Source organism: Hymenobacter setariae, assembly GCF_007713685.1.
GTDB lineage: Bacteria > Bacteroidota > Bacteroidia > Cytophagales > Hymenobacteraceae > Hymenobacter > Hymenobacter setariae.
On the sequence record NZ_VMRJ01000005.1, the window covers coordinates 236,810 to 259,778 of the forward strand.

Below are 22,969 nucleotides of genomic sequence, written 5' to 3' on the forward strand. Positions count from 1 at the left end.
AGGGCAGCCGTTTTGGGCTACAGGCCGGTGGCTGTTAGGTTGGCATTCGGCGCTGCTAAAGTGCCAGCCCTAGGTGGCCACCTAGGGCAACAAGTGGGCTAAACGAATAAGATGCGTGGGATTTAAACCGGGCGAGGCTATCATAACGAAACCGATAGATAGGGCTAAAAAACTAGCGTGTAGTTTGCAAGCCCAATAGTTATTTCCCCCCAAATGCTCCACCATTTCTCTCTCTGCCGGCCCGCGCTCGTGCTGGCGGCGCCCCTGCTCTTGGCGGCTTGCCAGAGCCAGTCCACCCAGCAAACCGACGCCGCTGCCACCACTCCCGAGGCCAAAGCCGACTCGACCGGCGGCAAGCCCAAGTTCCTCAGCAAGCCGCTGGTGAGCGACATCTACACCGCCGACCCCTCGGCGCACGTCTTCAACGGCAAAATCTACATCTACCCCTCGCACGACATCGAGACGGGGATGCCAGAAAACGACAAGGGCGACCACTTCGCCATGCGCGACTACCATATCCTATCGATGGACAGCATCGGTGGCAAAGTCACCGACCACGGCGTAGCCCTCGATACCAAAGACATTCCGTGGGCCGGCCGCCAGCTGTGGGCCCCCGACGCGGCTTTCAAAAGCGGCACTTACTACCTGTACTTCCCGGTGAAGGACAAGCAGGACGTGTTCCGCATTGGGGTGGCTACCAGCTCGTCGCCCACCGGGCCGTTCAAGGCTGAGCCTAAGCCTATTGAAGGCAGCTTCAGCATCGACCCAGCCGTGTTTACCGACACCGATGGCAAGGCCTACATGTACTTTGGCGGCCTATGGGGCGGCCAGCTACAGCGCTGGGCTACGGGCAAATACAACGCCAACGCGGCCGAGAAAAAGCCTGACGGCGATGAGCCCGCCATTGGGGCCCGCGTGGCCCAGCTCACGCCCGACATGAAGCAGTTTGCCGGCCCGGTAAAAGAGGTCGTTATTCTCGATTCCTTAGGTAAGCCGCTCAAGGCTAAGGACAACACGCATCGCTTTTTCGAAGGCGCCTGGATGCACAAGTACCAGGGTAAGTATTATTTCTCGTACTCGACCGGCGATACCCACCTGCTCGCCTACGCTGTGGGCACCTCGCCGGCCGGCCCCTTCACCTACAAAGGCGTTATTATGAAGCCCGTGCAGGGCTGGACCACCCACCACTCCATCGTCGAGTTTAAGGGCAAGTGGTACATCTTCTACCACGACACCGAGCTCAGCAACAAGACCTGGCTGCGCAACGTGAAAGTGACCGAGCTCAAGCGCAACCCCGACGGCAGCATCGTGACTATTACGCCCTAGGTCCCCTGACTTCTAGAAAGTCATTAAGCCGGCGGTCTGGCCTTCTAGCTGAAGGGCAAGGCCGCCGGCTTTTTGGTGTGCCGCTGAGCATGCGACCACTGCGGCAATGCACTAGATTTGCTATCCCGCTATCCTCTCTTACACTATCAGTTACCCAATGCAGGTCCAGCAACTAATCTATCAAAGCTCACCCACTGCTACCCTTACCACAATGCAGTTGCAGCAGTTACTGCCCACCTGGCGCGCCAACAACCACGCGGCCACCATTAGCGGCCTGCTGCTCTACGGCGACGAGGGAATAATGCAGGTGCTGGAGGGCCCCGCCGAGCACGTGCACCAAACCTATGCGCGCATCTTGCGCGACCGCCGCCACTACAACGTATACACGGTGGCCGATGGCCTAGTGCCTACTCGCGCCTTTACCGAGTGGAGCATGGGATTTGTGCACCTAGGGGCGCCCGACCTCGACCGCCTGGCCGGCTACGTAACCTTAGCCCGGCCCAACCAACTGCTGCCCGCCCAGGCCGAGCAGTGGCCCGAGCTACTAGCGTTGCTGCACGAGTTTGTGGCCCGCGAGCAGTACCCAGCTGCTGGCTAAGTAATTAGTAAACTCCACAAAAAAGCCGGGGGCGACAGCAGCTACTGTCGCCCCCGGCTTTTTTGTGGGGCTGCAAAACGGCTTATGAATTAAGCTTCGTCAAGCTTGAGCACCTTAGCCGAGTGCGCCCGAATGGAAGCGCACAGGCTGCGGCTCTCGGCCAGCGGCTGCCCAAAGGAGGGCACCAGCCGGTGAAACACCGTCTGCCACGCCTCGCTGGCGGCCTGCTCGGGGAAGCAGCGCTGCACCAAGTCGAGCATGATGCTCACGGCAGTGCTGGCGCCTGGCGAGGCACCTAGGAGCGCCGCGATAGAGCCATCGGCCGAGGTAACTACTTCGGTGCCAAACTCTAGCACGCCACCTTTTTTCTTATCTTTCTTAATAACCTGCACGCGCTGGCCGGCTACTTCGAGCTGCCAGTCTTGGGGCTTGGCGCCGGGGTAATATTCGCGCAGAGCCGCAATGCGCTGCTCGGGCGTCTGAAGCACTTGCCCAATGAGGTACTTGGTAAGCGGAATATTGCGCGCCCCAGCGTAGAGCAGCGGCCGAATATTGCCGAGCTCGATAGAGCGGAACAAGTCGGAGTACGAGCCCTGCTTCAAAAATTTGGTGCTAAAGCCTGCGTAGGGGCCGAATAGCAGCTCTTTGCGGCCGTTTATCTGGCGCGTATCGAGGTGGGGCACCGACATGGGCGGCGAGCCCACGGCAGCCTTGCCGTATACCTTGGCCTCGTGGTGGGCTATCACCTCGGGGTTGAGGCACTTGAGCCATTGCCCGCTCACCGGGAAGCCGCCGAAGCCATTGGCCTCCGGAATGTCCGATTTTTCGAGCAAATGCAGCGTGCCCCCGCCGGCCCCGATAAACACAAAGCGCGTGCGCACCTTGCGGCTATTACCCGAGGCTAAATCCTTGATTTTAACCTGCCACGAGCCGCCTTCTTTGCGGCTCAAGTCCTTAATCTCTTGCCCTAGCTCGAACGTGACGCCCGGCTGCTTGCGCAGGTGGTCAAACAGGCTGCGGGTAAGCGCACCAAAGTTGACGTCGGTGCCAATGTCCATGCGCGTGGCGGCCACCGGCTGGTTGGGGTCGCGCCCGTCCATCACCAGCGGTATCCACTCCTCAATCAGGGCCGGGTCGGTCGAAAACTCCATGCCCTTAAACAGCGGCGATGCCGTGAGCGCCACGTGGCGCTTGCGCAGGTACTCCACGTTGGCCTCGCCCCACACAAAGCTCATGTGCGGAATGGTGCGAATAAAATTTTCGGGCTCAGGCAGGCTGCCTTCCTGCACTAGGCTGGCCCAGAACTGCTTGCTTAGCTCAAATTGCTCGGCAATCTTGTCGGCCTTCGAAATTTCGACCGACCCGTCGGGCAATTGCGGCGTGTAGTTGAGCTCGCAAAAAGCCGAGTGGCCGGTGCCGGCGTTGTTCCAGGCATCCGAGCTTTCGGCGGCTACCGCATCGAGGCGCTCGTAGATGGCAATGGTTAGCTTAGGGTCTAATTCTTTGAGCAATACGCCGAGGGTAGCGCTCATAATGCCCGCCCCAATGAGCACCACATCGGTGTCGAGAGGCTTAGAAGTAGTGATAGGAGAAGTAAGATTCACGGGTAAATTAACCAGTAGGGCGAAGTCTTCCCTACGCAAAAGCGGCCGAAAGGTACAAAAGCCATTAACCTAAAATTGATGAACTCAGTGCCCGCCTTTGCCAATACTTCTGCAAACGAATGCGGAAGCACGACAGTTAAATAGCCTCGATAGTGTGCTTGGTGCCAATGGTTTACTGTTGGGCTTGGCTATCGGGGGAACCAAAGCTAAACTGCTGTAATAGCTCCCACGGTCCGCCGCGGTAGGCCCACAGCGCCAGGCCCGTACCTAGGGCCTCGAATGGCTGAAAGTCAGCTGCTAGCTCCTCGTGCAGGCGGCGTGCCACGGCGGGGGCTACCTTGTTTTGCACCGTGATGTGGGGGCGCAGGCCCTGCTGGTCTTGGGGTGTCAGCCAGGCCTGCCATTGCCGCTGCAAGCGCTTGTGCAGGGCCGATAAAGTCGGATTATCGAGGGTGTACATCACCCCGCGGCCCATAAATTTTACGCCCGTGGCTTGTAGTGGAAGCGGCGCGGGCTGCGCGGCTGCCACGGCCTCTAGGTCAGCCACAATAGTCGCTTGTTCGTCGCCGGGCAAGGCGTGGAAAAGCGTGAGGTGGGCGCTGAGATAATTGATTTTAGGGGGGAAATACAGGCGGCGCTGCTCGTTGAAGAAGGCCTGGCTGGCCTCATCGAGCGTGAGCGTAAGAATGAGCGGGGCTGAAGTCATAGCCTAGGCATACGTAAGCGCGACTTATTCCGCTCGCTCCAGCGCCCCTAGGTCGAGGCTGCAGATGGCTTGCTGGTTGCGCGTGATTTTGGCGGCGTCCCAGTGCCACCAGGCCACGGCTTGCAGGCGAGCTACTGTATTCTCGTCGAAGCGCATGCGCACGATGGTGGCGGGGTTGCCGGCTACGATGGCGTAGGGCGGCACGTCGCGCGTCACCACAGCCCGCGTGGCCACAATGGCGCCGTTGCCCACGCGCACGCCGGGCATCAGCAGCGCGTCGTGGCCCAGCCACACGTTATTTTCCACTACCAAGTCGCCCTTGCTCGGAAAGGTGCTCGGGTCGAAGGCTGTTTCCCAGCCCTGCCCAAACACCGGGAACGGGTAGGTCGTGAATAAGTCGGTGCGGTGGTTGCCGCCGTTCATTACAAATTTCACCCCCGAGGCAATCTGGCAGAACCGCCCGATTCGCAGGCGGTCGCCCACAAACGGAAAGTGATAGAGCACGTTGCGCTCAAAATTGCGCACGTCCTCAAAGTCGTCGTAGTAGGTGTAGTCGCCCACTTCGATGAGCGGATTGGTGATAATATTCTTCAAAAAAACCAGCCTTTCGTGGCCGCCAATGGGGTGCAGTAGCTCGGGTGCGGGACCGGTAGGGGTGAGGGAGTTGGACATCGAAAAAAGAAGTGTTATGCGCAGTAAATGCTTGCTAGTCAAGGCTAATAATTAGGGCCAAAACTAGCCGAAAACGACCTATTTGGGCGCGGCAGGCGTTTACTAAGCTATGCAGACCGACCTCTTTTTGCCCGTTCTCAATGCTCCCGCCCCCGCTGCCTTGCCGCCGCTCGACCTAGGCACGGCGCCCCGCACGCACGGCGCTAAGCTGTGGCTGCCCAAGCGCGTGCTCTTCACCCCCGATGCCTTGCAGGAGGAGTATGGCCAGCAAATACTGGCCCGCGCCACCGCGCTCGACCTCGACATTGAACTACTAAAAAGCAACCGCCTCACCGGCCTGCGCGGCGACGACGAGCGCGCTACCTACCGCACCGCCAAGACTACGCTGGCCGTCGTGAACGCACCCGCCGGGGCGCTGCGTCTCCAGCCCACGCCTCCGTCGGCCGACTTCCAGCTCAACTTGGCCGAGGGCTGCCCCGCTCACTGCCAGTACTGCTACCTGGCCGGTAGCCTCAGCGGCCCGCCCGTGGTGCGCGCCTTTGCCAACCTACCCAAGCTGCTGGCTAACACCCAAGTATACGAGCGAGCCGACCGCCCCGTCAGCTTCGAGGCCAGCTGCTATACCGACGTGCTAGGCATCGAGCACCTCACCGGCGCCCTAGGGGAGGCTGTGCGCTACTTCGCCGGCCGCGAGGGTAGTCGGTTGCGCTTCGTGAGCAAGTACGACCATGTGGACAGCCTGCTCGGCTTGCCACACAATGGCCACACCCGCGCCCGCGCTTCGCTTAATGCCGAGCCGCTGGCCCGCCAACTAGAGGGGGGTACGGCCAGCATTGAGGCCCGTATCCAGGCCTTGCGCCGGCTGGCGCTGCCGGTGGCGCAGGGTGGGGGAGGCTACCCCGTGGGCATACTCATGGCGCCCATCATGCCTTTGCCCGACTGGCAGCAGCACTACGGCGAGCTGCTCGACCGCGTGCAGGCAGCCTTCGACTTCGATTGCGACCTCACCGTAGAGTTTGTGACGCACCGCTTCACGCCCGGCTCCAAGGAAGTGCTGCTCGGCTGGTACCCCAATACCACGCTCGACCTCAATGAGGAAACTCGCGCCGTGAAGCGCAATAAGTTCGGTGGCCTCAAGTACGTTTACGACATGCCCACCATGAAGGAGCTGAAAGCGTGGTTCTACGCCGAGTGGCAGCGGCGCTTTCCGCACGCTCCCATCCAGTACTGGACCTAGGGTAGGGTTGATTGCAACCAATTGCCAAAAAAGTGTACTTTGCAGCGTGGCGCAAGCATTGCGCCGCCGTTATCAGCGTCCCATTGCTATGAAAAGCCTGCTCTATCTAGTTGTGCTGCTGGCGTTCAGTGGCAGTTGCGAAGCGCAGCGGCCGGCTCCATACTCGGCGCCGGCCTACAAGGCCACGCTGCAACAGCTTACACAGCGCCGCACTGCGCTGGCCACGCGCTATTCCAGGGCTACTACCCCAGCTGCCCAAGCGGCCTGCCTGGTCGAAGCCCGCAAGCTATGGCTCAATGCCTTAGACAAGACCGTGTTCCCGGCCTGGGAAAGCACACCTTGGAGCTTCTACGGCCAAAGCTGGGCACCTAGGCAGGGTAGTGTTGCCTGCGGCTACTTCGTCACGACGGCCCTTTTTGATACCGGTCTGCGGCTGCAGCGTTCGCTGCTGGCGCGGCAGGGCTCCGAGCGGCTCATCAAAAACCTAGTGGCGGAGAAGAACATCAGCCGCTACCGCAAAATAAGCCAAGCCAATTTCGTGCAGCAGGTGCGCGCCCTAGGGCCGGGCCTCTACTTGGTAGGGCTCGATTTTCACGTGGCGTTTTTGCGCGTGAGCGAGGGTGGCGCCGTACAAATGGTGCACGCCTCTTGGATACAGCCTAAGCCGCGCGTAGTGCGCGAAGCCGCCGACTCTAGCCCCGCGCTCGCCTCCAAATACCGCGTAGTTGGCAAGCTCTCGGCCGATGATGCCTTACTAAAGGCGTGGCTGCTCAGCCAGCCCCTGGCCGTGCACAACCTCTCGGTAAAATAGCTGCTGGCGGCTACCTAGCAGCCGCAGCGGTAGTCCGGCGCATTGGCGTAGGCCGGGGCCGGCGTGTCATCGAGGCGCAAGATGCGGTCGAGCCGCACTTCCTCGCCCGACGCTAGCACGGCATATTCGACATGGTCGCGGGTTACGAAGGTGCGTAGGGTAGTCGGGCCCTGGCACAGCTCGTGCAAGTCGTTGAAATACTGCAAATACACTTGCTGCTTGCGAGTAGCGGCGGCTTCGAGCACATCGTAGAAGTCGCAGGCCACGGGTTTATAATTGGTTAGCATACCTAGGGATAATAAGTTGGTAGTAGTTTACGCACTCCATCAGCCGCGCGTTAAGCAATAAGCTATATGACCATCGCCGAGTTTTGGAATGCCCAAGAGTTTAGCTACATCGCGACTTACTCCTTCAATCGAAGCACCAATCTAACGGCCTTGCAAGAGGCCATCGATAGCGTAAATGAGGCGTTAGAACAGTCCATTTTGTCGGCCAATCTTACGCAGCAATTCAAGCTAAAGCGGCAATTGGCTGAGTTGGAGCGACAGGCACAAATAAGTCCCTATAAAAAACGGCTGGTAAATCAAGAACAGGTCATCGACAATACTGCGAACCGAATAGCACTGATTGAAAATAAATCGCTAGAGGTCAAGCGAATGACCTCAGTAATCGAGGCCGCACCCAGCGAAATAGATTATGCTGCTGGCTGTATACCGGTTTACCGCGACGCACTCGTTTTCTATAATGAGCAGGGCCAACTACTGCGAGTGCTAAATATTTGCTTCGAGTGCCTATATATGGAAGCCGATACTAGAGGAATAAAGGCGTCTACTGCAGTGTACGATGCGCTTCGAGAATTACTTATTCAGTTAGGGCACCCCATTGAAGATTAGGTGTTTCTCAAGCTAAAGGCTGAAACATACCTTATTTGATTCCTACTACCATGTTCTTGCCCGTGCCCTCATCTTGCAGCAGTGCCCGGGTGCGCGGTAGGCTTTCGGGGTAGTTGGCCTGTAAAAAAGCCATCATGTGCTCGCGCACATAACAGCGCAGGTCGAAGAGTGCGCTGGCATTGGCGGCGCTCATCAGGCAGCGAAGCTCTATAGTGCGCTCCTTCGAGTCGGTGACCTGGAGTGCGCACACGCGCTGGTCCCACAGCGGGTTGTCTGCTAACAAGCGGCTCAGCTCGGTGCGGAGGGCATCTACAGGCACCGTATAATCGACGTAAAGAAACGCCGTGCCCAAGAGCTGGGCGCTGCTGCGCGTCCAGTTTTGGAAGGGCTTCTCGATGAAGTAGTTGAGAGGTAGTACCAAGCGGCGCTCGTCCCATATTTTGAGTACCACGTAAGTAAACGTGATTTCCTCAACCCGGCCCCATTCGCCCTCCACCACTAGCACGTCGTCGAGCCGGATAGGCTGTGTGAAAGCCAGTTGAAAGCCGGCCAGCAGGTTGCTGATGGAGCGCTGCGCCGCGAAGCCCACGATAACGCTGGCAATACCGGCCGATGTAAGCAAACCCGTACCTAGGCGGCGCACCGTGGCAAAGCTCATCAGCACCAGTCCCACCGCCACGAAGCCGATAAGCCCCACGGCCACGCGCTTCACAAATTGCAGCTGCGTGAAGAGTTTACGTGCCCGCAGGTTGTCGCCGCTTTCGAGCTGGTAGAAACGCTGAATGAGGTCTTGCACCACATCCAGCGTTTTGATGAGTCCCCAGGCGAAGGAGAGAATCAACATGAACTCTACCACCCGGCGCAGCACCTCAAACGGCTTGGGTGGCAGCGGCAGTAGCGGCAGCAGCACCGACCAAGCCAGTATCGGAAAGAAAAAGGTGCTGGTCCGGCGTAGGTGTAGTATCACTGACCGGGCCGCCGCTGAGTCCTCGCGGCGGTCGTAGGCCCGCAGCCCGGCGAAGAGCAGCCATTTTACAAGCAGCCCCAGGGCTAGGCCGCCCAGCAACACGCCTAGCACCACAAATCCATCGGGAAATTGCGCCAGCAATTCAGCAAATTGTTCTTTCATACTACCAATGCTCCGCGCCGGTAAAGACGACCTTAGCGAAGGTCAGTGTACCCGGCGCGGCCCCGAAAGGTTAGTAAATGTCCCGCTGAGGCGCGCTAGCGCCCTAGGTGGCGCAATGCCAGCAAGCACAGCGCTACCGAGCCCGATACTCGGATTTCGCCCTGCATAATGCGGTCGGCTACTTCGGCCAGCGGCACCAGCACCACCTCAATATTTTCGGTTTCGTCGAGGTCCTGCTCGGCCACGAGCCGCACCCCGCGGGCCAGAAAAAACGAGATGCTATTGGTATCCTTCGTCGGGTTGTCGATGACCTCAAGCAGCGGCTCCAGCGGCGTGTCGGTGTCATAGCCCGTTTCTTCGCGCAGCTCGCGCTGGGCGGCACCTAGGGTCGAGGTTTCGCCGGCATCGACTACGCCGCCGGGCAGCTCTAGCAGTATTTGGCCTGCCGCATGCTTGTACTGGCGCACAAAAACCACTTGGTCGTCAGCGGTTAGCGGGAAGGTGAGCACCACGTGCGGCCGCACGCTCACAAAATAGTCGTCGAGCACCTGGCCGCTAGGCAGCTCCACGTGGTCGCGCCGCAGCTTGTACCACGCATGGTCAAATACCAACTCCGATTTCAGGGTTTTCCAGGGTTCTATTTTAGTCGCCATAAGCAAGTGTCAAGCAGCAGAAAGCTGCAAGATAGGAGTCGACTTATCGGTGGCGGTTCTCATTCTAACCCTAGCGCGTGGCTGAAGACCTAAGAGAAGCTTCCGGCACCTAGGGCCACCAAATGGCCTTTGTGTAGCTCGCAAGGCTGATTTTTAGGAGGTAACTGCTCGGCGTCCTATCTGCCAGTAGCCACTGCGCCGGCCGTTCATTAAATAAGGCCTATCTTTGACCAAAGACCAATCGACTTGTGTAAGTACAACCATCTTAGTTCGCTAAGCTGTTTTTGTAGGTTCGCTGCTGCTTGCTCTATCACTTTTTATCCTTAGCATCATGCAAACAGGAACCGTAAAATTCTTCAACGAAACCAAAGGCTTCGGCTTCATCAAAGTAGACCAGAGTGGCGAAGATGTCTTCGTACACGTAACCGACCTCATCAGCGAAATCCGCGAGAATGACAAGGTGCAATTTGAAGTAGCCCAGGGTAAAAAAGGCCCGAACGCCGTGAAAGTATCGCTCATCTAACGAGCGCACCGCTGTTTCAGCACACAAGAAAAGCCCTGCTGGTTCGCCCGCGGGGCTTTTTTGTGCCGTACCCCATAGGGGCGGCGCGGCGCGTGGCGCGTCGTTTCTTTGCGGTCTAGGTGCCTGCCTAGCCAGCCTATCGTTAAGCTCCTTTCGTTTGCCATGACTATTCCTATCTACCAGGTCGATGCCTTTGCGCGCCGCCCGTTTGCTGGTAACCCAGCGGCTGTGTGCCCGCTCGCCGAGTGGTTGCCGGCCCAAACCATGCAGCAGATTGCTGCCGAAAACAACCTCGCCGAAACGGCTTTCTTTATTCCGCTGCCCGCGGGCGAAGAAGCCGATTTTCATTTGCGCTGGTTCACGCCAACCTTCGAAATTGACCTGTGCGGGCATGCCACGCTGGCCACCGCCCACGTGCTCTGGAACGAGCGCGGTTATCACAAGTCCGACATCACCTTCATGAGCCAAAGCGGCTTGCTGCGCGTGCGCCGCGAGGAAGATGGCCGCTTGGTGCTCGATTTTCCGAGCCGCCCGCCGCAACTGCTGGCCATGGAGCAGCACCCCGAGGTGCTAATGAAGTCGCTGGGCCCCGGCGCGGCCACGCCGCTGGCTGTGCTAGCCTCCCGCGACCTAGTGGTCGAGTTTGCCCACGCCGACGAGGTGCTGGCCTTGCGGCCCGACTTTGCTGCCCTCATCGACCTAGGCTACATTGGTCTCGTGGCTACCGCGCCCGGCACGGGTGGCGTCGATTTTGTGTCGCGCTTTTTTGCCCCCGAAGTAGGCGTGCCCGAAGACCCGGTTACAGGCTCGGCCCATAGCACGCTCATTCCGTTTTGGGCCGAGAAGTTGAATAAAACCGAGCTATTCGCCCGCCAAGAGTCGGCGCGCGGCGGCGAGCTATGGTGCCGCCTGCGCGGCGACCGCGTTGATATAGGAGGCTACGCCGTGACGTACCTGCGCGGCGAGATAGCCGTGTAGGGTTGGTTCGGGGCGTCTGGATAGGCGTTGGGCGGGCTGGGCTGGGCGTTGGTCGCCCTAGGGTATCAACCAAGCCAATGTAGGTATTAATTTTAATTTACTAAAGTAAAATCTGATTGTCAGCGAGCTCCGTAGTTGCCGGCTGAGATTTTCGCCCTTCCTTTCCGTCTATATTATGCCTGCTACTACTACCACTCTTACCTGTGTCATCGTTGATGACAACGAAATTAATCGTCTCACCCTGGAGCACCTGGTAGACTTGACGCCCGAGCTTACGCTGGTGGCCTCGTTGCCGGGCGGGGTTGAAGCTCTCCACTACTTTCGGCAAGGAGGTAAGTGCGACCTGCTGCTACTCGACGTAGAGATGCCCAACCTCACGGGCCTGGAACTGGCCAAAATGCTGCCTGCGCCCGCGCCCGCTGTAGTGCTAGTAACCACGCACCGCAGCTTCGCGGTAGCCGCGTTTGAGCTGCAAGTAACTGACTATCTGGTTAAGCCTGTTGAGTTTGGTCGCTTTAGCCAAGCGATAGCTAGAGTGCTGGCTGCCCGCCCCGCGCCTGCGCCCCCCAAAGCCCCTAAACCGCTTGCTGCCGCCGACTTGTTTGTGAAAGTGGGTACTCGCACCATCAAGGTAGATTTTAACGAAGTGCTCTACATCGAAGCGCTTTCAACTTATTCGGTGCTGGTAACTGCCTCGCACAAACACATTGTGTACCTCACGCTCAAGAACCTAGCCGAGCGCTTGCCATTCGATAATTTTTTGCGTGTGCACCGCTCCTACATCGTGAATATGCAGCGCATCGAGGCAGTAGAAGATTATATGCTAAAGCTCGGCCCCTACGAAGTGCCGGTTGGCAAGTCGTACCAAGAAGAATTTTTGCGCAATTTGCAGAGCTTGTAAGCAAAGAATAATGGGGTACTAGGTAAGGAGCACGATACTATTGCTAGCATGCTCCTTACCTAGTACCCCATTACTCTTTAGTCTACACTCATCACCCCCAACTCCCTAGGTAGGGTGTCGAGGGCACGCTGCACCTGCGCCGTAAGCTGCATGACAGCGGCAGGAAGCAGGGCATAGGCTGCGGGCTGCGCCTGCTCTAACAGCAGCACGGCCGCTTCTACCTCGCGGATGCCGAGCGATTCGAGGCTAGGCTTGATGTGGTGCACAATTTTGGCAGCTTCCTGCCACTGGGCGGCGGCAGTAGCAGTGGCTAGCTGGGTGAGGCTGCCGGGCATGTTCTGCAAAAAGGAACGGATAATTTTGACGACAAACGCCTCGCGGCCCCGCGCCAAGGTGCGCAGCTTGGTGAGGTCATAGGCAGGGGTAGGGGGCGGCAGCACGCGCACCAGCGTGTGGTACACGTCTTCCTCGTCGAAGGGCTTAGCCAAGCATTCGACCATGCCAGCAGATAGGTAGCGGTCGCAGTCGGCCCGGAAAGCATTGGCCGTGAGCGCTACAATGGGACAATTGGCCCGCACGGGGTCGGGGAGGGCCCGAATGGCAGCCGTGGCGTCGAGCCCGTTGAGGCCGGGCATCTGAATGTCCATGAGTATCAAGTCGTAGGGTGCCTCGTCGCGCACGCGGGCCACTCCTATTAGGCCATCTTCGGCTTCTTCTACTTCTACTCCCCAGCCTTCTAGCAGCAGGCGGGCTACGGTGCGATTTATCTCGTTGTCTTCAATCACCAGCACCCGGCGGCCCCGTAGCGCGCCTGTATCGTAGGCATCGGCAATGGGCTCAGCCAAGGCGGCTGGCGCCTTAGGCAGCGTGAGCACAAAGGCAAAAGTGCTACCCTCGCCTGGCGTGCTGCACAGCGTGAGCGCACCCCCTAGCTGTGCTACCAGTGCCCGCGAGATGCTCAGGCCCAGGCCCGTGCCTCCAAAGCGCCGCGTCGTGTCAGCGTAAGCCTGCGTAAAGCCTTCAAAAATAAGTTCTTGCTTATCGGGCGCAATGCCGATACCCGAGTCTTCCACGCTAAAGCGCACCGTAAGCGTGTCATCGGTTTCAGCTAGCTGCTCGCCTACCACAACAATGCTGCCCCCGGAATCGGTAAACTTGATAGCATTGGCCACCAGGTTAAGCAAAATCTGATTTAGGCGTAGGGCATCACCCAGCACCCAGGGGTGCGCGCAGGTAGTTTGCAGCCGCGTACCCGAAAACCGAATACCTTTTTCCTGCGCCTGCGCAATGAGCGGCTGCAAGGCCTCATGCATCGAATCACAGATATTGAAGGCTACTTCTTCGAGCTCTAGCTTGCCTGACGTGATTTTGGCCATGTCGAGCACGTCGTTGATAACCCCCAGTAGGTGCTGCCCCGAGTGCCGGATAGTGCGCAAAAACTCTTGCTGGCGGGCTGTGAGGGCCGTGCGGGCCAGCTGGGCCGCCATACCCAGCACCCCATTGAGGGGTGTGCGCATTTCGTGGCTCATGTTGGCCAGGAAGTTTTCGCGGGCTAGCACAGCGGCTTCGGCGGCCTGCTTGGCCCGGGTAAGCTGGCACTCGGCCTGGCGGCGGTCGGTGATGTCGGTGCTCACCCCAAGTACCTGCTGGGTGCCATCGGCGCGTACGAGCAGGCGCTTCACGGTATGGAAGTACAGCTCCTGCCCCGAGTTTAAAGTCATATGGCTTTCTACTTCGAGCGGCTCGCCAGTGGCCAGCACCTGCGCATTGGTAGCGCGGTAGCTGGCCAGCTGCTGGGCTTGCGTGGGGGTCGGCGGGTGGTCGGCAGAAGGATACAGGTGGCCAGATTTGGCACGCAGCTCGGTAGCTGCCCGGTTCTCAAATACGAGGGTGCCTTCTGCATCGCGCACGTGCACCAGGTTGGGCATCGTGGCTAGAATGTCATTGATGAATGCCTGCTGCTCGAGTAGTTGCTCTTCGGCCAGGACGCGGCCCGTAGTTTCGGCTAGGTAAAGCGTGACGCTGCCGGCAGGCGGTATTGTAGTAACTACGCTCAGCTGGAAGTAGCGGCTGCCCACTTGCAGTTGGGCTACCAACTGCCCGTCTGCACCAGCCTTGGCGGCGGCTCGTAGGGCCTGGCGCACACGCACTTGCTCGGCCCGGCTGAGGCCGTGGCGTAGCTTGAGGGCTGCGGGGTTGGCATAAAGCTGCCGGCCCACCGCATCGTAGCGCAATATAGGGTTGGGGTTGTGCTCGGGTAGATTAACTAAAGGCTTTAAGTCGGCCACCTGGCGGCGCAGGTCGGCTAGCTCAGCAGCCATAGTTGCTTCGGTTGAAGCAGTAATAAACATAGTAGGCTTGTAGAAAAGGACAGTGGATAATTAATAGCGTTTATAAGGTGTAATAGAGGTCGCACAAGTGTACTAAAGTAGTAGAAGGTAGTACTTGGCGCAAGCCTTTTGCAATTCGTTGAGGAGGCTGCGCCGAGTAGTAGAAAGAGCAGGGTAGAACTTTGTAGTAGCTAGTAGCGTGCGGTTAGCGGCCTAGCACAATGCGCACTGGCGCTGGGTGCTGGCCGTCGATGTCAAAGCGCGTGCTGCCTAGACCCACGTATTCGGCTTGCAGATGCTGAGTGGTGGCAGTAGGTACTTGCAGCTGAAACGTGCCACGAGCATCGGTGACTGCGATGAGACGACGGTTGGCAATCGGGAACACGCACACGCCGGGCTGGGGTAGGCCATCGGCCCCTAGGATGGTGCCCGTGAGCATAGTAAGCTGCGTGCTTTCCGTCGGGGTGTTGGGGGTGGTAGTGCCTGGGAGGCCAGCCGCTTGGGCTGTGCCTGCTACCAAGGATACGATGCTAAGAAGGGCAACGAGCGGGCGGGCGAAAGTGAACATGATAATAGAGCGTAAGCGGCGGAAGAATAGCAAAAAGGCAGGTAGGTTTTAGTATTGTAAAGCTAGCAAGCTGCGTTTGTGCTGCGCCACCGCATTATGTCAATTCGGCCCTTTTCTCGCTGAGTACCCGCTTTTGCTTAGTCAGTGTTTGGCGGTAGACCTAGGGCTGCTGTAGCCTTGCCTTACTTGGGGCGAGCCACCTTTTTGGTCGTGGTGGCGGCTAGGGCCCGCCCCGGGTTGTCTTCCAAAAATTTGCCCCAGCTTTTAGCACCCGCCTTCACGTTGTTGCCCTGCTGATAGTGGTGGCACAAGGCCACGGCCAGCGCATCGGTAGCATCCAGGAACTTGGGTGCTTCTTCGATGGGCGGCAGCTCCAGCGTTTGGCGCAGCATGCGGGCCACTTGCTCCTTATCGGCCGAGCCCGAGCCCGTGACGGCCTGCTTGACCTTGGTGGGCGCGTACTCCACAAAAGGAATATCGCGCGATAGGCACGCTGCAATGGCCACGCCCTGCGCCCGGCCCAGCTTGAGCATGCTTTGCACGTTGACACCATAGAAGGGCGCCTCGATGGCCAACTCATCGGGCAGAAACTCATCAATGAGCTCCAGCATGCGGGTGAAAATCCGCTTTAGCTTTACGGCATGGTTCGAGCCGAGCGCCTTCATGTTGATAACGTCGTACTGCAGCACCCGCACGTGCTGCCCGCGCACCTCAATGACGGCGTAGCCCATAATCTGGGTGCCGGGGTCGACGCCCATGATGACCTTCTCGGCCGGGGGCAGCCGGACGAGGGGAGCAGTAGGAGGAAGGGTGCGGGAAACGGGCATCTTTCCCAAAGTTACGTTCCCGGCGGCCCGCCTCGGCCACCTGCCCGCGGCAAAGCCTGGGTAACGCTGGGTAAAATCGGCATCACGCTGCTGACCCTAGGGCTGCTGTACCACTCCGTTTTTGCCGAGCCCGACACGGCCGCGGCCTGGCGCCGGCTGGTGGCGGCCACCTTGCGGGGCGAGGGCCGGGGCCCGGTACTGGCCGCCCTGGCGCTGGTGCCGCTCAACTGGGGCTTGGAGGCTTGGAAGTGGCAGCGCCTGGCCCGCCACCTCGAGCCCAACCACTCGTACTGGCGCAGCCTGCGAGCTGTATTAGTGGGCCTCACCCTCGGTTTTGCCACCCCCAACCGGGTGGGCGACTACGCCGCTCGCATCTTGGAACTGCATGCCCGGCGCCGCCTCGATGCCGTGGGGGCCGTGTTTCTAGGTCGCTACGCCCAGCTCGTGGCCACGGTGCTGGCAGGTGGGGTAGGGCTGTTGTACTTTCTGCTGCGGTTTTACCTGGCGGGCTATCCGGCGGCGCAGGTGGGTGTGGTGCTGGCCTTCGCGGTAGGAGGAGCGCTGACCCTGCTGCCGCTTTACCGCTCGCGGCTGCTGCTGGCCCTGCTGGTGCTAGTGAAGCCGCTACGCCGCTTTCGGCGCTACCTGGCCATTATGCCCACTTATGCGGCTGGCACACTGCACGCGGTGCTGGGCATTTCGGGGCTGCGCTACGCGGTGTTTTGCGGGCAGTTTTTGCTGCTGCTGCACGCCTATGGTACGCGGGCGCCTATAGGGCCAGCACTAGCAGCCGTAGCGGGCACGTTCCTTTTTAAGTCACTGGTGCCCTCGCTCAATGCCTTGGCCGATGTGGGCGTGCGCGAGCTGTCGGCCACGCACCTGTTCGCGCTGCTGGGCCAGCCGGTGCTGCCAGTACTTAGCGCCAGCCTCAGCCTGTGGGTTATTAATATTGCACTGCCCAGCGCCTTAGGGCTGTTGTGGCTGCCAGGGCTTCGTGTGCTACGCGAACAACGTGGCCGCTAGCATGAACGTCGCCCTAGGTACCATATTGCTGCTAGTACCACTGCTATATGCCCTAGCGTGGGCTTGGTTGCGGCAAGGGCTGGTAAGGGAACTGAAAGATAGCCTTTGTGCTCAAAACAAACCTTTTTTTGGTACAAAAGAGAGTACTTGTACCCACAATATACCTTTAGGAGGCCTAGACAAAAATCAGCTAGGAGAAGCTGCTAGTGGAACACCGCATCATAGTGCAGGCTTAGGAAAACCTGCTGCCTCAACAATAGCGGAGGCTACTGCTTCTGGCACTGCGGTTGGGGCTATTCAGACTCCCTTATTCTCAGTGCTGGTGGCAGCGCGCAACGAAGCGGACAGTCTACCAAGCTTGTTGCAAGCTTTGCGTAGACAGCACCTACCTGCGGCTTGCTTTGAGGTCCTGATTGCTGACGACCACTCGACCGATGACACAGCCGCAGTGGTAGCAGCAGCAGCTGCCGAGGCACCTAGGTCCGTACGCCTCGTGCAACTGCCGCCCGGTCTCACCGGCAAGAAAGCGGCCCTCGCCGCCGCCGAGGCCCAGGCCCGCGCCCCGTGGGTGGTGTGCACCGATGCCGACTGCCGCCCCGGTCCCGGCTGGCTAGTGGCTTACGCCGACCTGCTGGCCGGGCAGCCTGACCTGCATTTTATAAGCGGGCCAGTGCGCCTCACGCCGGGCGGGGCGTGGTTTGATGGCGTGCTGGGACTGGAGTTTGCTGGGCTGGTAGGGGTGGGGGCAGCGTGCATTGCCCGCGGCCGCCCCACCATGTGCAATGGCGCCAACCTAGCCTTTCGCCGAAGCACCTTCCACGAAGTAGGCGGCTACGCCGATAACCAGGGCCTAGCCAGTGGCGACGACGAATTCTTGCTGCACAAGATGCACCAGCATTACCCGGCTGGCGTGCGTTTCTTGGCCGATGCCCGCGCCGTGGTCGATACGCCGGCGCCCGCCACGCTGCGCACGCTGCTGCGGCAGCGCGTGCGCTGGGCCAGCAAGTGGCCGCACTACCGCACCAGCGCTCCGCGCCAACTGGCGCTGCTTGTGCTTGGGGCCAATATAAGTTTGGCATTGGGCCTCGGACTGGCCCTGGCCTGGCAGGCACTTGCGCCATGGGTGGCAGCTGGCTGGGTTTTCAAGCTCGGGGCCGATGCCTGGCTGCTGCGGCCGGTATTGGCGCTGTTGCAGCGGCCTAGGTGGCTGGTTTGGCTGTTGCCACTGCAGCTGCTCTACGCGCCCTACGCGCTGGCCGTGGGCTTGGCTGGGCAGCGCGGCGGCTATCGCTGGAAGGACCGCCAGGTGCGGTAGCCGCCAATGTCGCTTCTTTAAGTATACTTACTTTGTGGCGGGCAGCCAACGCCGTGCCGCCGCTACCTTTGCCCACCTTGCCTGCGCCTATTTAGTTACCGATGACCGACGCCGAATTTGACTTGCTTGACGAGCTGTACTTCGTCACCCCCTTCCGGATATTACTAGAACGAACCGGCCTGCCCGCCGCCGAGCTGCAAGCCCAGCTGAGCAGCTTGCTCGAGCAGGGGCTGGTGCGCTATTACTGGCCCGACCCCGACACCGAGCTAGCCTACGAGCCCACTTCTTTTGGCGCTCTTGGGCGCGATGCCAGCTATTTGGCTTCCAAAGAGGGCCTGCTTCAACACAACACCCGCTAGGCCGTGGCTGCCGCGCCTACTCTCGCGCCCGCTGCGCCCGATACGGCCGTGGTGGTGCCGCCTGCCCCGGCCCGCTCGCCGGGTTACTACGTGCGCCAGCGGCTGTGGGCCAATCGCCCCGCCGTGGCTGGGCTAGGCTTCATCATTATGTGCGCGGTGGTGGCGCTGCTGGGCTACTGGATTTTGCCCGACCCCTCACCCGATGCCAACAATGGCCTCGTGCAGCTGCAAAAGCAACCGCCGGGTTTCACTGCTACCCTGCGCCAGGTGCCCGACCCCAGCGCCCCGCCGCCCGGCAACCTTTTGCAAGTGTGGCTGCACGGCCGGCCGCCGCAGGTAAAAGATGCCCTAAGTGCCAGCGGCGCCCCGCAAGCAACAAGCAGCAAGCAACAAACCATCACCCGCACGTACTGGCTGGGTACCGACAAAGCTGGGCGCGACGAGCTAAGCCGCCTGCTGCTGGGCACGCGCATCTCGCTGGGCATCGGGCTGGTGGCGGTGCTGATTTCGCTGGCTCTAGGGGTGGTGGTAGGCGCGCTAGCCGGCTACTTTGGCGGCTGGCTCGATAGCGTATTGCTGGGCCTGATGACCGTGGTGTGGAGCATTCCGGGTATCATGCTAGTCATTGCCATTTCACTGGCGCTGGATAGCAAGGGTGTGTGGGTTAGCTTCGTCGCGGTGGGTCTCACGATGTGGGTCGATGTGGCCCGCGTGGTGCGCGGCCAAGTGCTAGGGCTGCGCTCGGCCACCTTCATCGAGGCGGGGCGCGTGCTGGGGCTGCCCACTAGCCGGCTCATTTTTGCACACTTGCTGCCCAATTTGCGCGGGCCGCTCATTGTGCTGGCCACCAGCAATTTTGCAGCGGCTATTCTGCTCGAAGCGGGCCTCAGCTTTCTGGGGCTCGGGGTGCAGCCGCCGGCCCCTAGCTGGGGCCTCATGGTGAAAGAGGGCTATGACCTGCTCGGCACGCAGGCAGGCCTGTGGCTCACGCTGCTACCAGGATTGGCCATTAGCTTGCTGGTACTAAGCTTCAATTTGCTGGGCAACGGCCTGCGCGATGCCTTCGACCCTAAGACCCAACTTAGCTAAACGGTGGCCGTGAGGCAGCTGTGCCGTATTTTTGTGCGTCCTTTATTGTATTCATCCATTTAGTTTCTACCTAAGCCTTCCTGATTAATTTGATTCATCTTTAGTCGTCGGTTTTCCTCGCTACTTCCTCATTTATGCCGCAAACTGCCGCCCTAGCTAGCCTCGAAAAGCAGCTCTTCTTTAAAGAGCGCGAGTTGCGAGCATTGCTGGAGATTACCCAGGCCATTACCCACGACGCCAACGAGGCCGACCTCTACAAGATTTATCAATTCACCCTCATTGGGCAGCTTGGGGTGCGCCAGCTGGCGCTGTATGTGCTAGAAGACAGGCAGTTCCGGCTGAAGGCAAGTTTTGGGCCTAAGTTGCAAGCGGGGCCGCAATTTTCACTGGCTTCGCTGCCATCGCATTGCCAAGCGCAGCCCTGCCCGGTGTCAGAGCTAGACCTCAGTGCCGAGTGGCAGGGCTTTGAACTGCTGGTGCCGGTGCGCCAGCAAGAGGCCGTGCAGGCCTTCGTATTTATCGGCACCACCCACGCCGACTACATGACGCGGGAGGCCCTAGGCTTCCTGGAAACGCTGAGTAATATCTTGCTTGGGGCAGTGGCCAACCGCCGCCTGGCCCGCCAGCGCGAAGCCTCGATGATGGCGGAAGCTGCCGTGCGCCGCGAAATCGAGATTGCCCAGCAGGTGCAGCAGCTGCTTTTTCCGCAGAGCTTGCCCAATAATCAGCACTTTGCAGTGCAGGCTACCTACTTGCCGCACACCGAGATAGGCGGCGACTACTACGACGTAGTGGAGCTGGATACCAACCGGCTGCTCGTGTGCGTGGCCGACGTGAGCGGCAAAGGCGTGCCAGCCTCCTTGCTCATGTCTAACTTCCAGGCGGGCCTGCGCACGCTACTGCGCCAGGGTACCAATCTGGCCACTATCGTGCATGAGCTCAATCACTTGCTGTTTCGTAATTCGGGCGGTGAGAAGTTTATTACAGCCTTTCTAGGTCTCTATGACCGCAGCACACAGGTGTTGCAGTACGTGAACGCCGGCCACAACGACCCCCTGCTGTTGCCCGATGGGGGCCCCGCCCAGCGCCTGCACGATGGCACCGTGATGCTCGGCATCATGCCCAAGCTACCCATGCTAAAGGTGGGCCTAGCCAAGGTGCCACCTCACTCACTGCTCTTTACCTACACCGATGGCCTCACAGAAGTGTTCGACGCGCAGCAAAATGAGTACGGTGAAAGCGGCGTCTTGAGCATGCTAACCCGCCACCGCTACCTGCCCCTGTCGCGCCTGCACCAAGAGTTGCTAAGCGATATCCGCCGCTTCAATGCCAGCGGCGAGAAGTTTGCCGACGACATCACCATGCTAAGCTTGCGGGTTAAGTGAAGTTGCTAACTTTTGGCTTGCTGACAGTTGCGGGGTTGTTGGCAAGGGCAACGCAAGCTACTTTCCGGCTCGATGAGGCTGGTGGAATAGGAGGATTGCGATTTGAGGAGCCAGCTGCTTCCACCATAAAGTTAAATCCTAGTTTCAATGGCCTAGGTAAGCGCTGGCGGGTAACTACGCTCTTCGTTCGGCCTAATGATACCACCCGATTGGGCGGCCTAGGGGCGCCGAGCACCTACTGGTTCCGAGCAGACCGGTTTATCGGTATTGACAAGACATTAACTTCGGCCGATGCTGTCCAGCAAGCCTATCAATTGCTGAGTGCGCAGTACGGTCCGGCCCAGCCTGACACGCTGCCTAATAGCTGGTATTGGCTAGGTAAGCGCAGCTACATTCTACTGGAGAAAACGGATAAAAAGCATGGAATGCTTTTTATGGCCAGCCTAGGTATGCTCAATGAGCAGGTGCACGAAACTGCGGTTCGCGCCCGGGCCCGCAGGCTACTCGGCTGGCGCCCCGACTCGCTGGGGCTGCCCAGGCAGTACCCCAACCGTTGAGGTAGAAGAATCATCTTCCCGCAGCCACGAGCCGGCTCGAATGAGCACGGCCAGGCCAACCAAGAAGAGCGAGCCAACTTTATCAACTTCTATCAACTCGTTGAGAAACAAGTGGAAGATGATAATGACCAGCGATAGCGCCACGGCCAGTACAATGCGCTGTATCTCGGGGCGGGTGGCGCTGCGGTGGTAGAGGCGCTCGGCAGTGAGTAGAGCCGAGGAAAGCAAAATACAAAACAGCACGAAGCCCGGCACCCCCTGCTCGGCTAGCATGAGCAGAAAATAGTTGTGCGTAGTCGAGCGCTCGGGGTTGGCGCTCACGTAGGTGCGGAAGCCCGTGATGGTGTGGCGCTTGTACTCGGGGTAGAAGGTAGATGGGCCACTACCAGTGAGGGGCTTGTCGGCAATCATTTGGGCGGCGGCCACCCAGCGGTACACACGCTCCATGCCCGACACGTCTTGAAACTTGTAGGTCGAGGCTAGGTGGGCCCCAAAGTCGTCGCCGTGCCAGATAGTCTTCTCGTAGTCAGGCGCAAAGCGCATAAAATTGTCTTCCTGCACAAAGAAGACCGCCGTGCCCACAACTGCCGCCGCAAAGCCGACTAGCAGCAGGCGCGTGAGGCGCCACCGCAGCACAACATAATAGAACCCCGCTGCTGGTATTGCTAGCCACGACGCTCGCGTGTAGGACGTGAGCAAGCCAAAAAAGAGGATGCCTGCTGCCCAATACCACGCTTTTCGCTGCCAGCGCTTAGTAGCTTGGCTGGCTAGGCCCGTGGCCAAGGGCAGCAATTGCGACAGCATAGCCGCGTAAATGACGTGGTTGCGGAAAAATGGTAGCACCGCGCCATTTACCGCACCGAAGCTAAAGCCGTGGGGCGCGTGGCGCGGAATGACCCAAAATAGCATCTGGACGGTGGCAGCCCCCACGTAGCAGGTGGCCACGCGCCAAAAATCGGCCGGGCGGCGCACTACCAGCAGCGTGCCCACCATAAAGGGTACATAATACCACACCTTGGCCAGCACGTACTTGACTGACTTGAGCTTATCGACCGAGAAAATGATATCGAACGTGGCCCAGGCAATGAGTAGCAGCGGCAGCAGCAGCAGCGGGTGCCGCCACTCGCGGGGGAGCAGCTGGCGCAGGTGCCCCGGCCCCAGCAGCAGCGCCAGCGGCACGCAGGCGGTGAGTGCCAGCATGAAGGGCTCGGAAGCCACATCCATACGGAAGCCCCCCACGAGTGGAATTTCCAGCGTGAAGGGCAGCGTCAAAAACAAACCGTAGTACAGCCAGCGCCACTCGGCCAGCACCAGTACGCCCGCTAGCACGGCCAATGCAGGCAGTAGCAGAGCCGGTTGCTGCAATAACCCAGCTAGGGCGCCGCCCAGCAGCAGCAATCCTAGGAAACCTAGGAACACCCACTGCAAAGCGTCGGTTGGGCGAAAGCGAAGCAGCAGCTGGCGCATTAGAAATCAGAATGGAAA

At 59.6% G+C, this 22,969-nt stretch carries 24 protein-coding genes; 14 read left to right on the forward strand and 10 right to left on the reverse strand.

Annotation, left to right across the window (positions count from 1 at the left end; genetic code table 11):
• Positions 1-213 precede the first annotated feature (213 nt).
• Both FNT36_RS19615 and FNT36_RS19620 read left to right on the forward strand, forming a co-directional pair.
• Positions 214-1,326, forward strand: a complete 1,113-nt coding sequence (locus tag FNT36_RS19615) for a glycoside hydrolase family 43 protein (RefSeq protein WP_144851240.1) — start codon at positions 214-216, stop codon at positions 1,324-1,326.
• Between the two features lie 157 nt (positions 1,327-1,483).
• Positions 1,484-1,924 carry a BLUF domain-containing protein gene (locus tag FNT36_RS19620; RefSeq protein ID WP_144851241.1) on the forward strand — a complete coding sequence of 147 codons (441 nt, stop codon included), beginning with the start codon at positions 1,484-1,486 and terminating at the stop codon, positions 1,922-1,924.
• Between the two features lie 89 nt (positions 1,925-2,013).
• Here FNT36_RS19620 and FNT36_RS19625 read toward each other — a convergent pair whose 3' ends face one another.
• The 3 genes from FNT36_RS19625 to FNT36_RS19635 all read right to left on the reverse strand — a co-directional run bounded on the left by FNT36_RS19625 (position 2,014) and on the right by FNT36_RS19635 (position 4,906).
• On the reverse strand, positions 2,014-3,528 hold the full coding sequence (locus FNT36_RS19625; RefSeq protein WP_144851243.1) for a malate:quinone oxidoreductase: 1,515 nt from the start codon (positions 3,526-3,528) through the stop codon (positions 2,014-2,016).
• A 172-nt stretch (positions 3,529-3,700) separates the two neighbouring features.
• A complete protein-coding gene (locus FNT36_RS19630; RefSeq protein WP_144851245.1) occupies positions 3,701-4,234 on the reverse strand; it encodes a 2'-5' RNA ligase family protein in 534 nt (177 codons plus the stop codon).
• A gap of 24 nt (positions 4,235-4,258) precedes the next feature.
• Positions 4,259-4,906, reverse strand: a complete 648-nt coding sequence (locus tag FNT36_RS19635; RefSeq protein ID WP_144851247.1) for a CatB-related O-acetyltransferase — start codon at positions 4,904-4,906, stop codon at positions 4,259-4,261.
• Between the two features lie 109 nt (positions 4,907-5,015).
• Here FNT36_RS19635 and FNT36_RS19640 point away from each other — a divergent pair, with 109 nt between their 5' ends.
• Complete coding sequence (locus FNT36_RS19640; protein ID WP_233636084.1) at positions 5,016-6,143, forward strand: spore photoproduct lyase family protein; 1,128 nt, start codon at positions 5,016-5,018, stop codon at positions 6,141-6,143.
• Between the two features lie 88 nt (positions 6,144-6,231).
• Positions 6,232-6,954, forward strand: coding sequence for a hypothetical protein (locus tag FNT36_RS19645; RefSeq protein WP_144851249.1), 723 nt, complete (start codon positions 6,232-6,234; stop codon positions 6,952-6,954).
• Positions 6,955-6,968: 14 nt separating this feature from the next.
• Here FNT36_RS19645 and FNT36_RS19650 read toward each other — a convergent pair whose 3' ends face one another.
• Positions 6,969-7,241: a hypothetical protein gene (locus FNT36_RS19650; RefSeq protein ID WP_144851251.1), complete on the reverse strand. Its 273-nt coding sequence runs from the start codon at positions 7,239-7,241 to the stop codon at positions 6,969-6,971.
• Between the two features lie 66 nt (positions 7,242-7,307).
• Between FNT36_RS19650 and FNT36_RS19655 the strand changes: the two genes are divergently transcribed.
• Positions 7,308-7,847: a hypothetical protein gene (locus FNT36_RS19655; RefSeq protein ID WP_144851253.1), complete on the forward strand. Its 540-nt coding sequence runs from the start codon at positions 7,308-7,310 to the stop codon at positions 7,845-7,847.
• 31 nt (positions 7,848-7,878) lie between these two features.
• Here FNT36_RS19655 and FNT36_RS19660 read toward each other — a convergent pair whose 3' ends face one another.
• Positions 7,879-8,976 carry a mechanosensitive ion channel family protein gene (locus FNT36_RS19660; RefSeq protein ID WP_144851255.1) on the reverse strand — a complete coding sequence of 366 codons (1,098 nt, stop codon included), beginning with the start codon at positions 8,974-8,976 and terminating at the stop codon, positions 7,879-7,881.
• Positions 8,977-9,071: 95 nt separating this feature from the next.
• Positions 9,072-9,629, reverse strand: a complete 558-nt coding sequence (locus FNT36_RS19665; RefSeq protein WP_144851257.1) for an NUDIX hydrolase — start codon at positions 9,627-9,629, stop codon at positions 9,072-9,074.
• Positions 9,630-9,960: 331 nt separating this feature from the next.
• Here FNT36_RS19665 and FNT36_RS19670 point away from each other — a divergent pair, with 331 nt between their 5' ends.
• From FNT36_RS19670 to FNT36_RS19680, 3 genes are all read left to right on the forward strand, one after another.
• Positions 9,961-10,152, forward strand: a complete 192-nt coding sequence (locus FNT36_RS19670; protein WP_144851259.1) for a cold-shock protein — start codon at positions 9,961-9,963, stop codon at positions 10,150-10,152.
• Positions 10,153-10,314: 162 nt separating this feature from the next.
• The gene (locus FNT36_RS19675; RefSeq protein WP_144851261.1) at positions 10,315-11,130 is read left to right on the forward strand and encodes a PhzF family phenazine biosynthesis protein; all 816 of its coding nucleotides are present in this window, start codon (positions 10,315-10,317) and stop codon (positions 11,128-11,130) included.
• A gap of 175 nt (positions 11,131-11,305) precedes the next feature.
• A complete protein-coding gene (locus tag FNT36_RS19680; RefSeq protein ID WP_144851262.1) occupies positions 11,306-12,031 on the forward strand; it encodes a LytR/AlgR family response regulator transcription factor in 726 nt (241 codons plus the stop codon).
• Between the two features lie 77 nt (positions 12,032-12,108).
• On the opposite strand, the gene FNT36_RS19685 is transcribed toward FNT36_RS19680, so the two are convergent.
• The 3 genes from FNT36_RS19685 to ruvC form a co-directional block, all read right to left on the reverse strand.
• Positions 12,109-14,382, reverse strand: a complete 2,274-nt coding sequence (locus tag FNT36_RS19685) for a PAS domain-containing hybrid sensor histidine kinase/response regulator (protein ID WP_144851264.1) — start codon at positions 14,380-14,382, stop codon at positions 12,109-12,111.
• A 184-nt stretch (positions 14,383-14,566) separates the two neighbouring features.
• Positions 14,567-14,929: a carboxypeptidase-like regulatory domain-containing protein gene (locus FNT36_RS19690; RefSeq protein ID WP_144851267.1), complete on the reverse strand. Its 363-nt coding sequence runs from the start codon at positions 14,927-14,929 to the stop codon at positions 14,567-14,569.
• Between the two features lie 182 nt (positions 14,930-15,111).
• Complete coding sequence (gene ruvC / locus FNT36_RS19695) at positions 15,112-15,687, reverse strand: crossover junction endodeoxyribonuclease RuvC (RefSeq protein WP_262712182.1); 576 nt, start codon at positions 15,685-15,687, stop codon at positions 15,112-15,114.
• On the opposite strand from ruvC, the gene FNT36_RS19700 reads away from it, so the two are divergent.
• The 6 genes from FNT36_RS19700 to FNT36_RS19725 all read left to right on the forward strand — a co-directional run bounded on the left by FNT36_RS19700 (position 15,571) and on the right by FNT36_RS19725 (position 21,484).
• Positions 15,571-16,779, forward strand: coding sequence for a lysylphosphatidylglycerol synthase transmembrane domain-containing protein (locus FNT36_RS19700; protein WP_144851271.1), 1,209 nt, complete (start codon positions 15,571-15,573; stop codon positions 16,777-16,779). The two genes, ruvC and FNT36_RS19700, sit on opposite strands and share 117 nt — an antisense overlap.
• 1 nt (position 16,780) lies before the next feature.
• A complete protein-coding gene (locus FNT36_RS19705; RefSeq protein WP_262712184.1) occupies positions 16,781-18,094 on the forward strand; it encodes a glycosyltransferase in 1,314 nt (437 codons plus the stop codon).
• A 101-nt stretch (positions 18,095-18,195) separates the two neighbouring features.
• Complete coding sequence (locus FNT36_RS19710) at positions 18,196-18,453, forward strand: hypothetical protein (RefSeq protein ID WP_144851275.1); 258 nt, start codon at positions 18,196-18,198, stop codon at positions 18,451-18,453.
• A 3-nt stretch (positions 18,454-18,456) separates the two neighbouring features.
• On the forward strand, positions 18,457-19,542 hold the full coding sequence (locus tag FNT36_RS19715; RefSeq protein WP_233636087.1) for an ABC transporter permease: 1,086 nt from the start codon (positions 18,457-18,459) through the stop codon (positions 19,540-19,542).
• Between the two features lie 134 nt (positions 19,543-19,676).
• The gene (locus FNT36_RS19720) at positions 19,677-20,927 is read left to right on the forward strand and encodes a PP2C family protein-serine/threonine phosphatase (protein WP_144851277.1); all 1,251 of its coding nucleotides are present in this window, start codon (positions 19,677-19,679) and stop codon (positions 20,925-20,927) included.
• Positions 20,924-21,484, forward strand: coding sequence for a hypothetical protein (locus FNT36_RS19725; protein WP_144851279.1), 561 nt, complete (start codon positions 20,924-20,926; stop codon positions 21,482-21,484). Before FNT36_RS19720 ends, FNT36_RS19725 begins: the two co-directional genes overlap by 4 nt.
• On the opposite strand, the gene FNT36_RS25670 is transcribed toward FNT36_RS19725, so the two are convergent.
• Complete coding sequence (locus FNT36_RS25670; protein ID WP_233636088.1) at positions 21,428-22,951, reverse strand: O-antigen ligase family protein; 1,524 nt, start codon at positions 22,949-22,951, stop codon at positions 21,428-21,430. The two genes, FNT36_RS19725 and FNT36_RS25670, sit on opposite strands and share 57 nt — an antisense overlap.
• Between the last annotated feature and the right edge of the window lie 18 nt (positions 22,952-22,969).

Excerpts from the sequence above, each read along its gene's own strand:
- FNT36_RS19615 (WP_144851240.1), top strand. The coding sequence starts at position 214 with ATGCTCCACCATTTCTCTCTCTGCCGGCCCGCGCTCGTGCTGGCGGCG.
- FNT36_RS19620 (WP_144851241.1), top strand. The coding sequence starts at position 1,484 with ATGCAGGTCCAGCAACTAATCTATCAAAGCTCACCCACTGCTACCCTT.
- FNT36_RS19630 (WP_144851245.1), bottom strand. The coding sequence starts at position 4,234 with ATGACTTCAGCCCCGCTCATTCTTACGCTCACGCTCGATGAGGCCAGC.
- FNT36_RS19635 (WP_144851247.1), bottom strand. The coding sequence starts at position 4,906 with ATGTCCAACTCCCTCACCCCTACCGGTCCCGCACCCGAGCTACTGCAC.
- FNT36_RS19640 (WP_233636084.1), top strand. The coding sequence starts at position 5,016 with ATGCAGACCGACCTCTTTTTGCCCGTTCTCAATGCTCCCGCCCCCGCT.
- FNT36_RS19645 (WP_144851249.1), top strand. The coding sequence starts at position 6,232 with ATGAAAAGCCTGCTCTATCTAGTTGTGCTGCTGGCGTTCAGTGGCAGT.
- FNT36_RS19650 (WP_144851251.1), bottom strand. The coding sequence starts at position 7,241 with ATGCTAACCAATTATAAACCCGTGGCCTGCGACTTCTACGATGTGCTC.
- FNT36_RS19655 (WP_144851253.1), top strand. The coding sequence starts at position 7,308 with ATGACCATCGCCGAGTTTTGGAATGCCCAAGAGTTTAGCTACATCGCG.
- FNT36_RS19660 (WP_144851255.1), bottom strand. The coding sequence starts at position 8,976 with ATGAAAGAACAATTTGCTGAATTGCTGGCGCAATTTCCCGATGGATTT.
- FNT36_RS19665 (WP_144851257.1), bottom strand. The coding sequence starts at position 9,629 with ATGGCGACTAAAATAGAACCCTGGAAAACCCTGAAATCGGAGTTGGTA.
- FNT36_RS19670 (WP_144851259.1), top strand. The coding sequence starts at position 9,961 with ATGCAAACAGGAACCGTAAAATTCTTCAACGAAACCAAAGGCTTCGGC.
- FNT36_RS19675 (WP_144851261.1), top strand. The coding sequence starts at position 10,315 with ATGACTATTCCTATCTACCAGGTCGATGCCTTTGCGCGCCGCCCGTTT.
- FNT36_RS19680 (WP_144851262.1), top strand. The coding sequence starts at position 11,306 with ATGCCTGCTACTACTACCACTCTTACCTGTGTCATCGTTGATGACAAC.
- FNT36_RS19685 (WP_144851264.1), bottom strand. The coding sequence starts at position 14,382 with ATGTTTATTACTGCTTCAACCGAAGCAACTATGGCTGCTGAGCTAGCC.
- FNT36_RS19690 (WP_144851267.1), bottom strand. The coding sequence starts at position 14,929 with ATGTTCACTTTCGCCCGCCCGCTCGTTGCCCTTCTTAGCATCGTATCC.
- FNT36_RS19700 (WP_144851271.1), top strand. The coding sequence starts at position 15,571 with ATGGTTCGAGCCGAGCGCCTTCATGTTGATAACGTCGTACTGCAGCAC.
- ruvC (WP_262712182.1), bottom strand. The coding sequence starts at position 15,687 with ATGGGCGTCGACCCCGGCACCCAGATTATGGGCTACGCCGTCATTGAG.
- FNT36_RS19705 (WP_262712184.1), top strand. The coding sequence starts at position 16,781 with ATGAACGTCGCCCTAGGTACCATATTGCTGCTAGTACCACTGCTATAT.
- FNT36_RS19710 (WP_144851275.1), top strand. The coding sequence starts at position 18,196 with ATGACCGACGCCGAATTTGACTTGCTTGACGAGCTGTACTTCGTCACC.
- FNT36_RS19720 (WP_144851277.1), top strand. The coding sequence starts at position 19,677 with ATGCCGCAAACTGCCGCCCTAGCTAGCCTCGAAAAGCAGCTCTTCTTT.
- FNT36_RS25670 (WP_233636088.1), bottom strand. The coding sequence starts at position 22,951 with ATGCGCCAGCTGCTGCTTCGCTTTCGCCCAACCGACGCTTTGCAGTGG.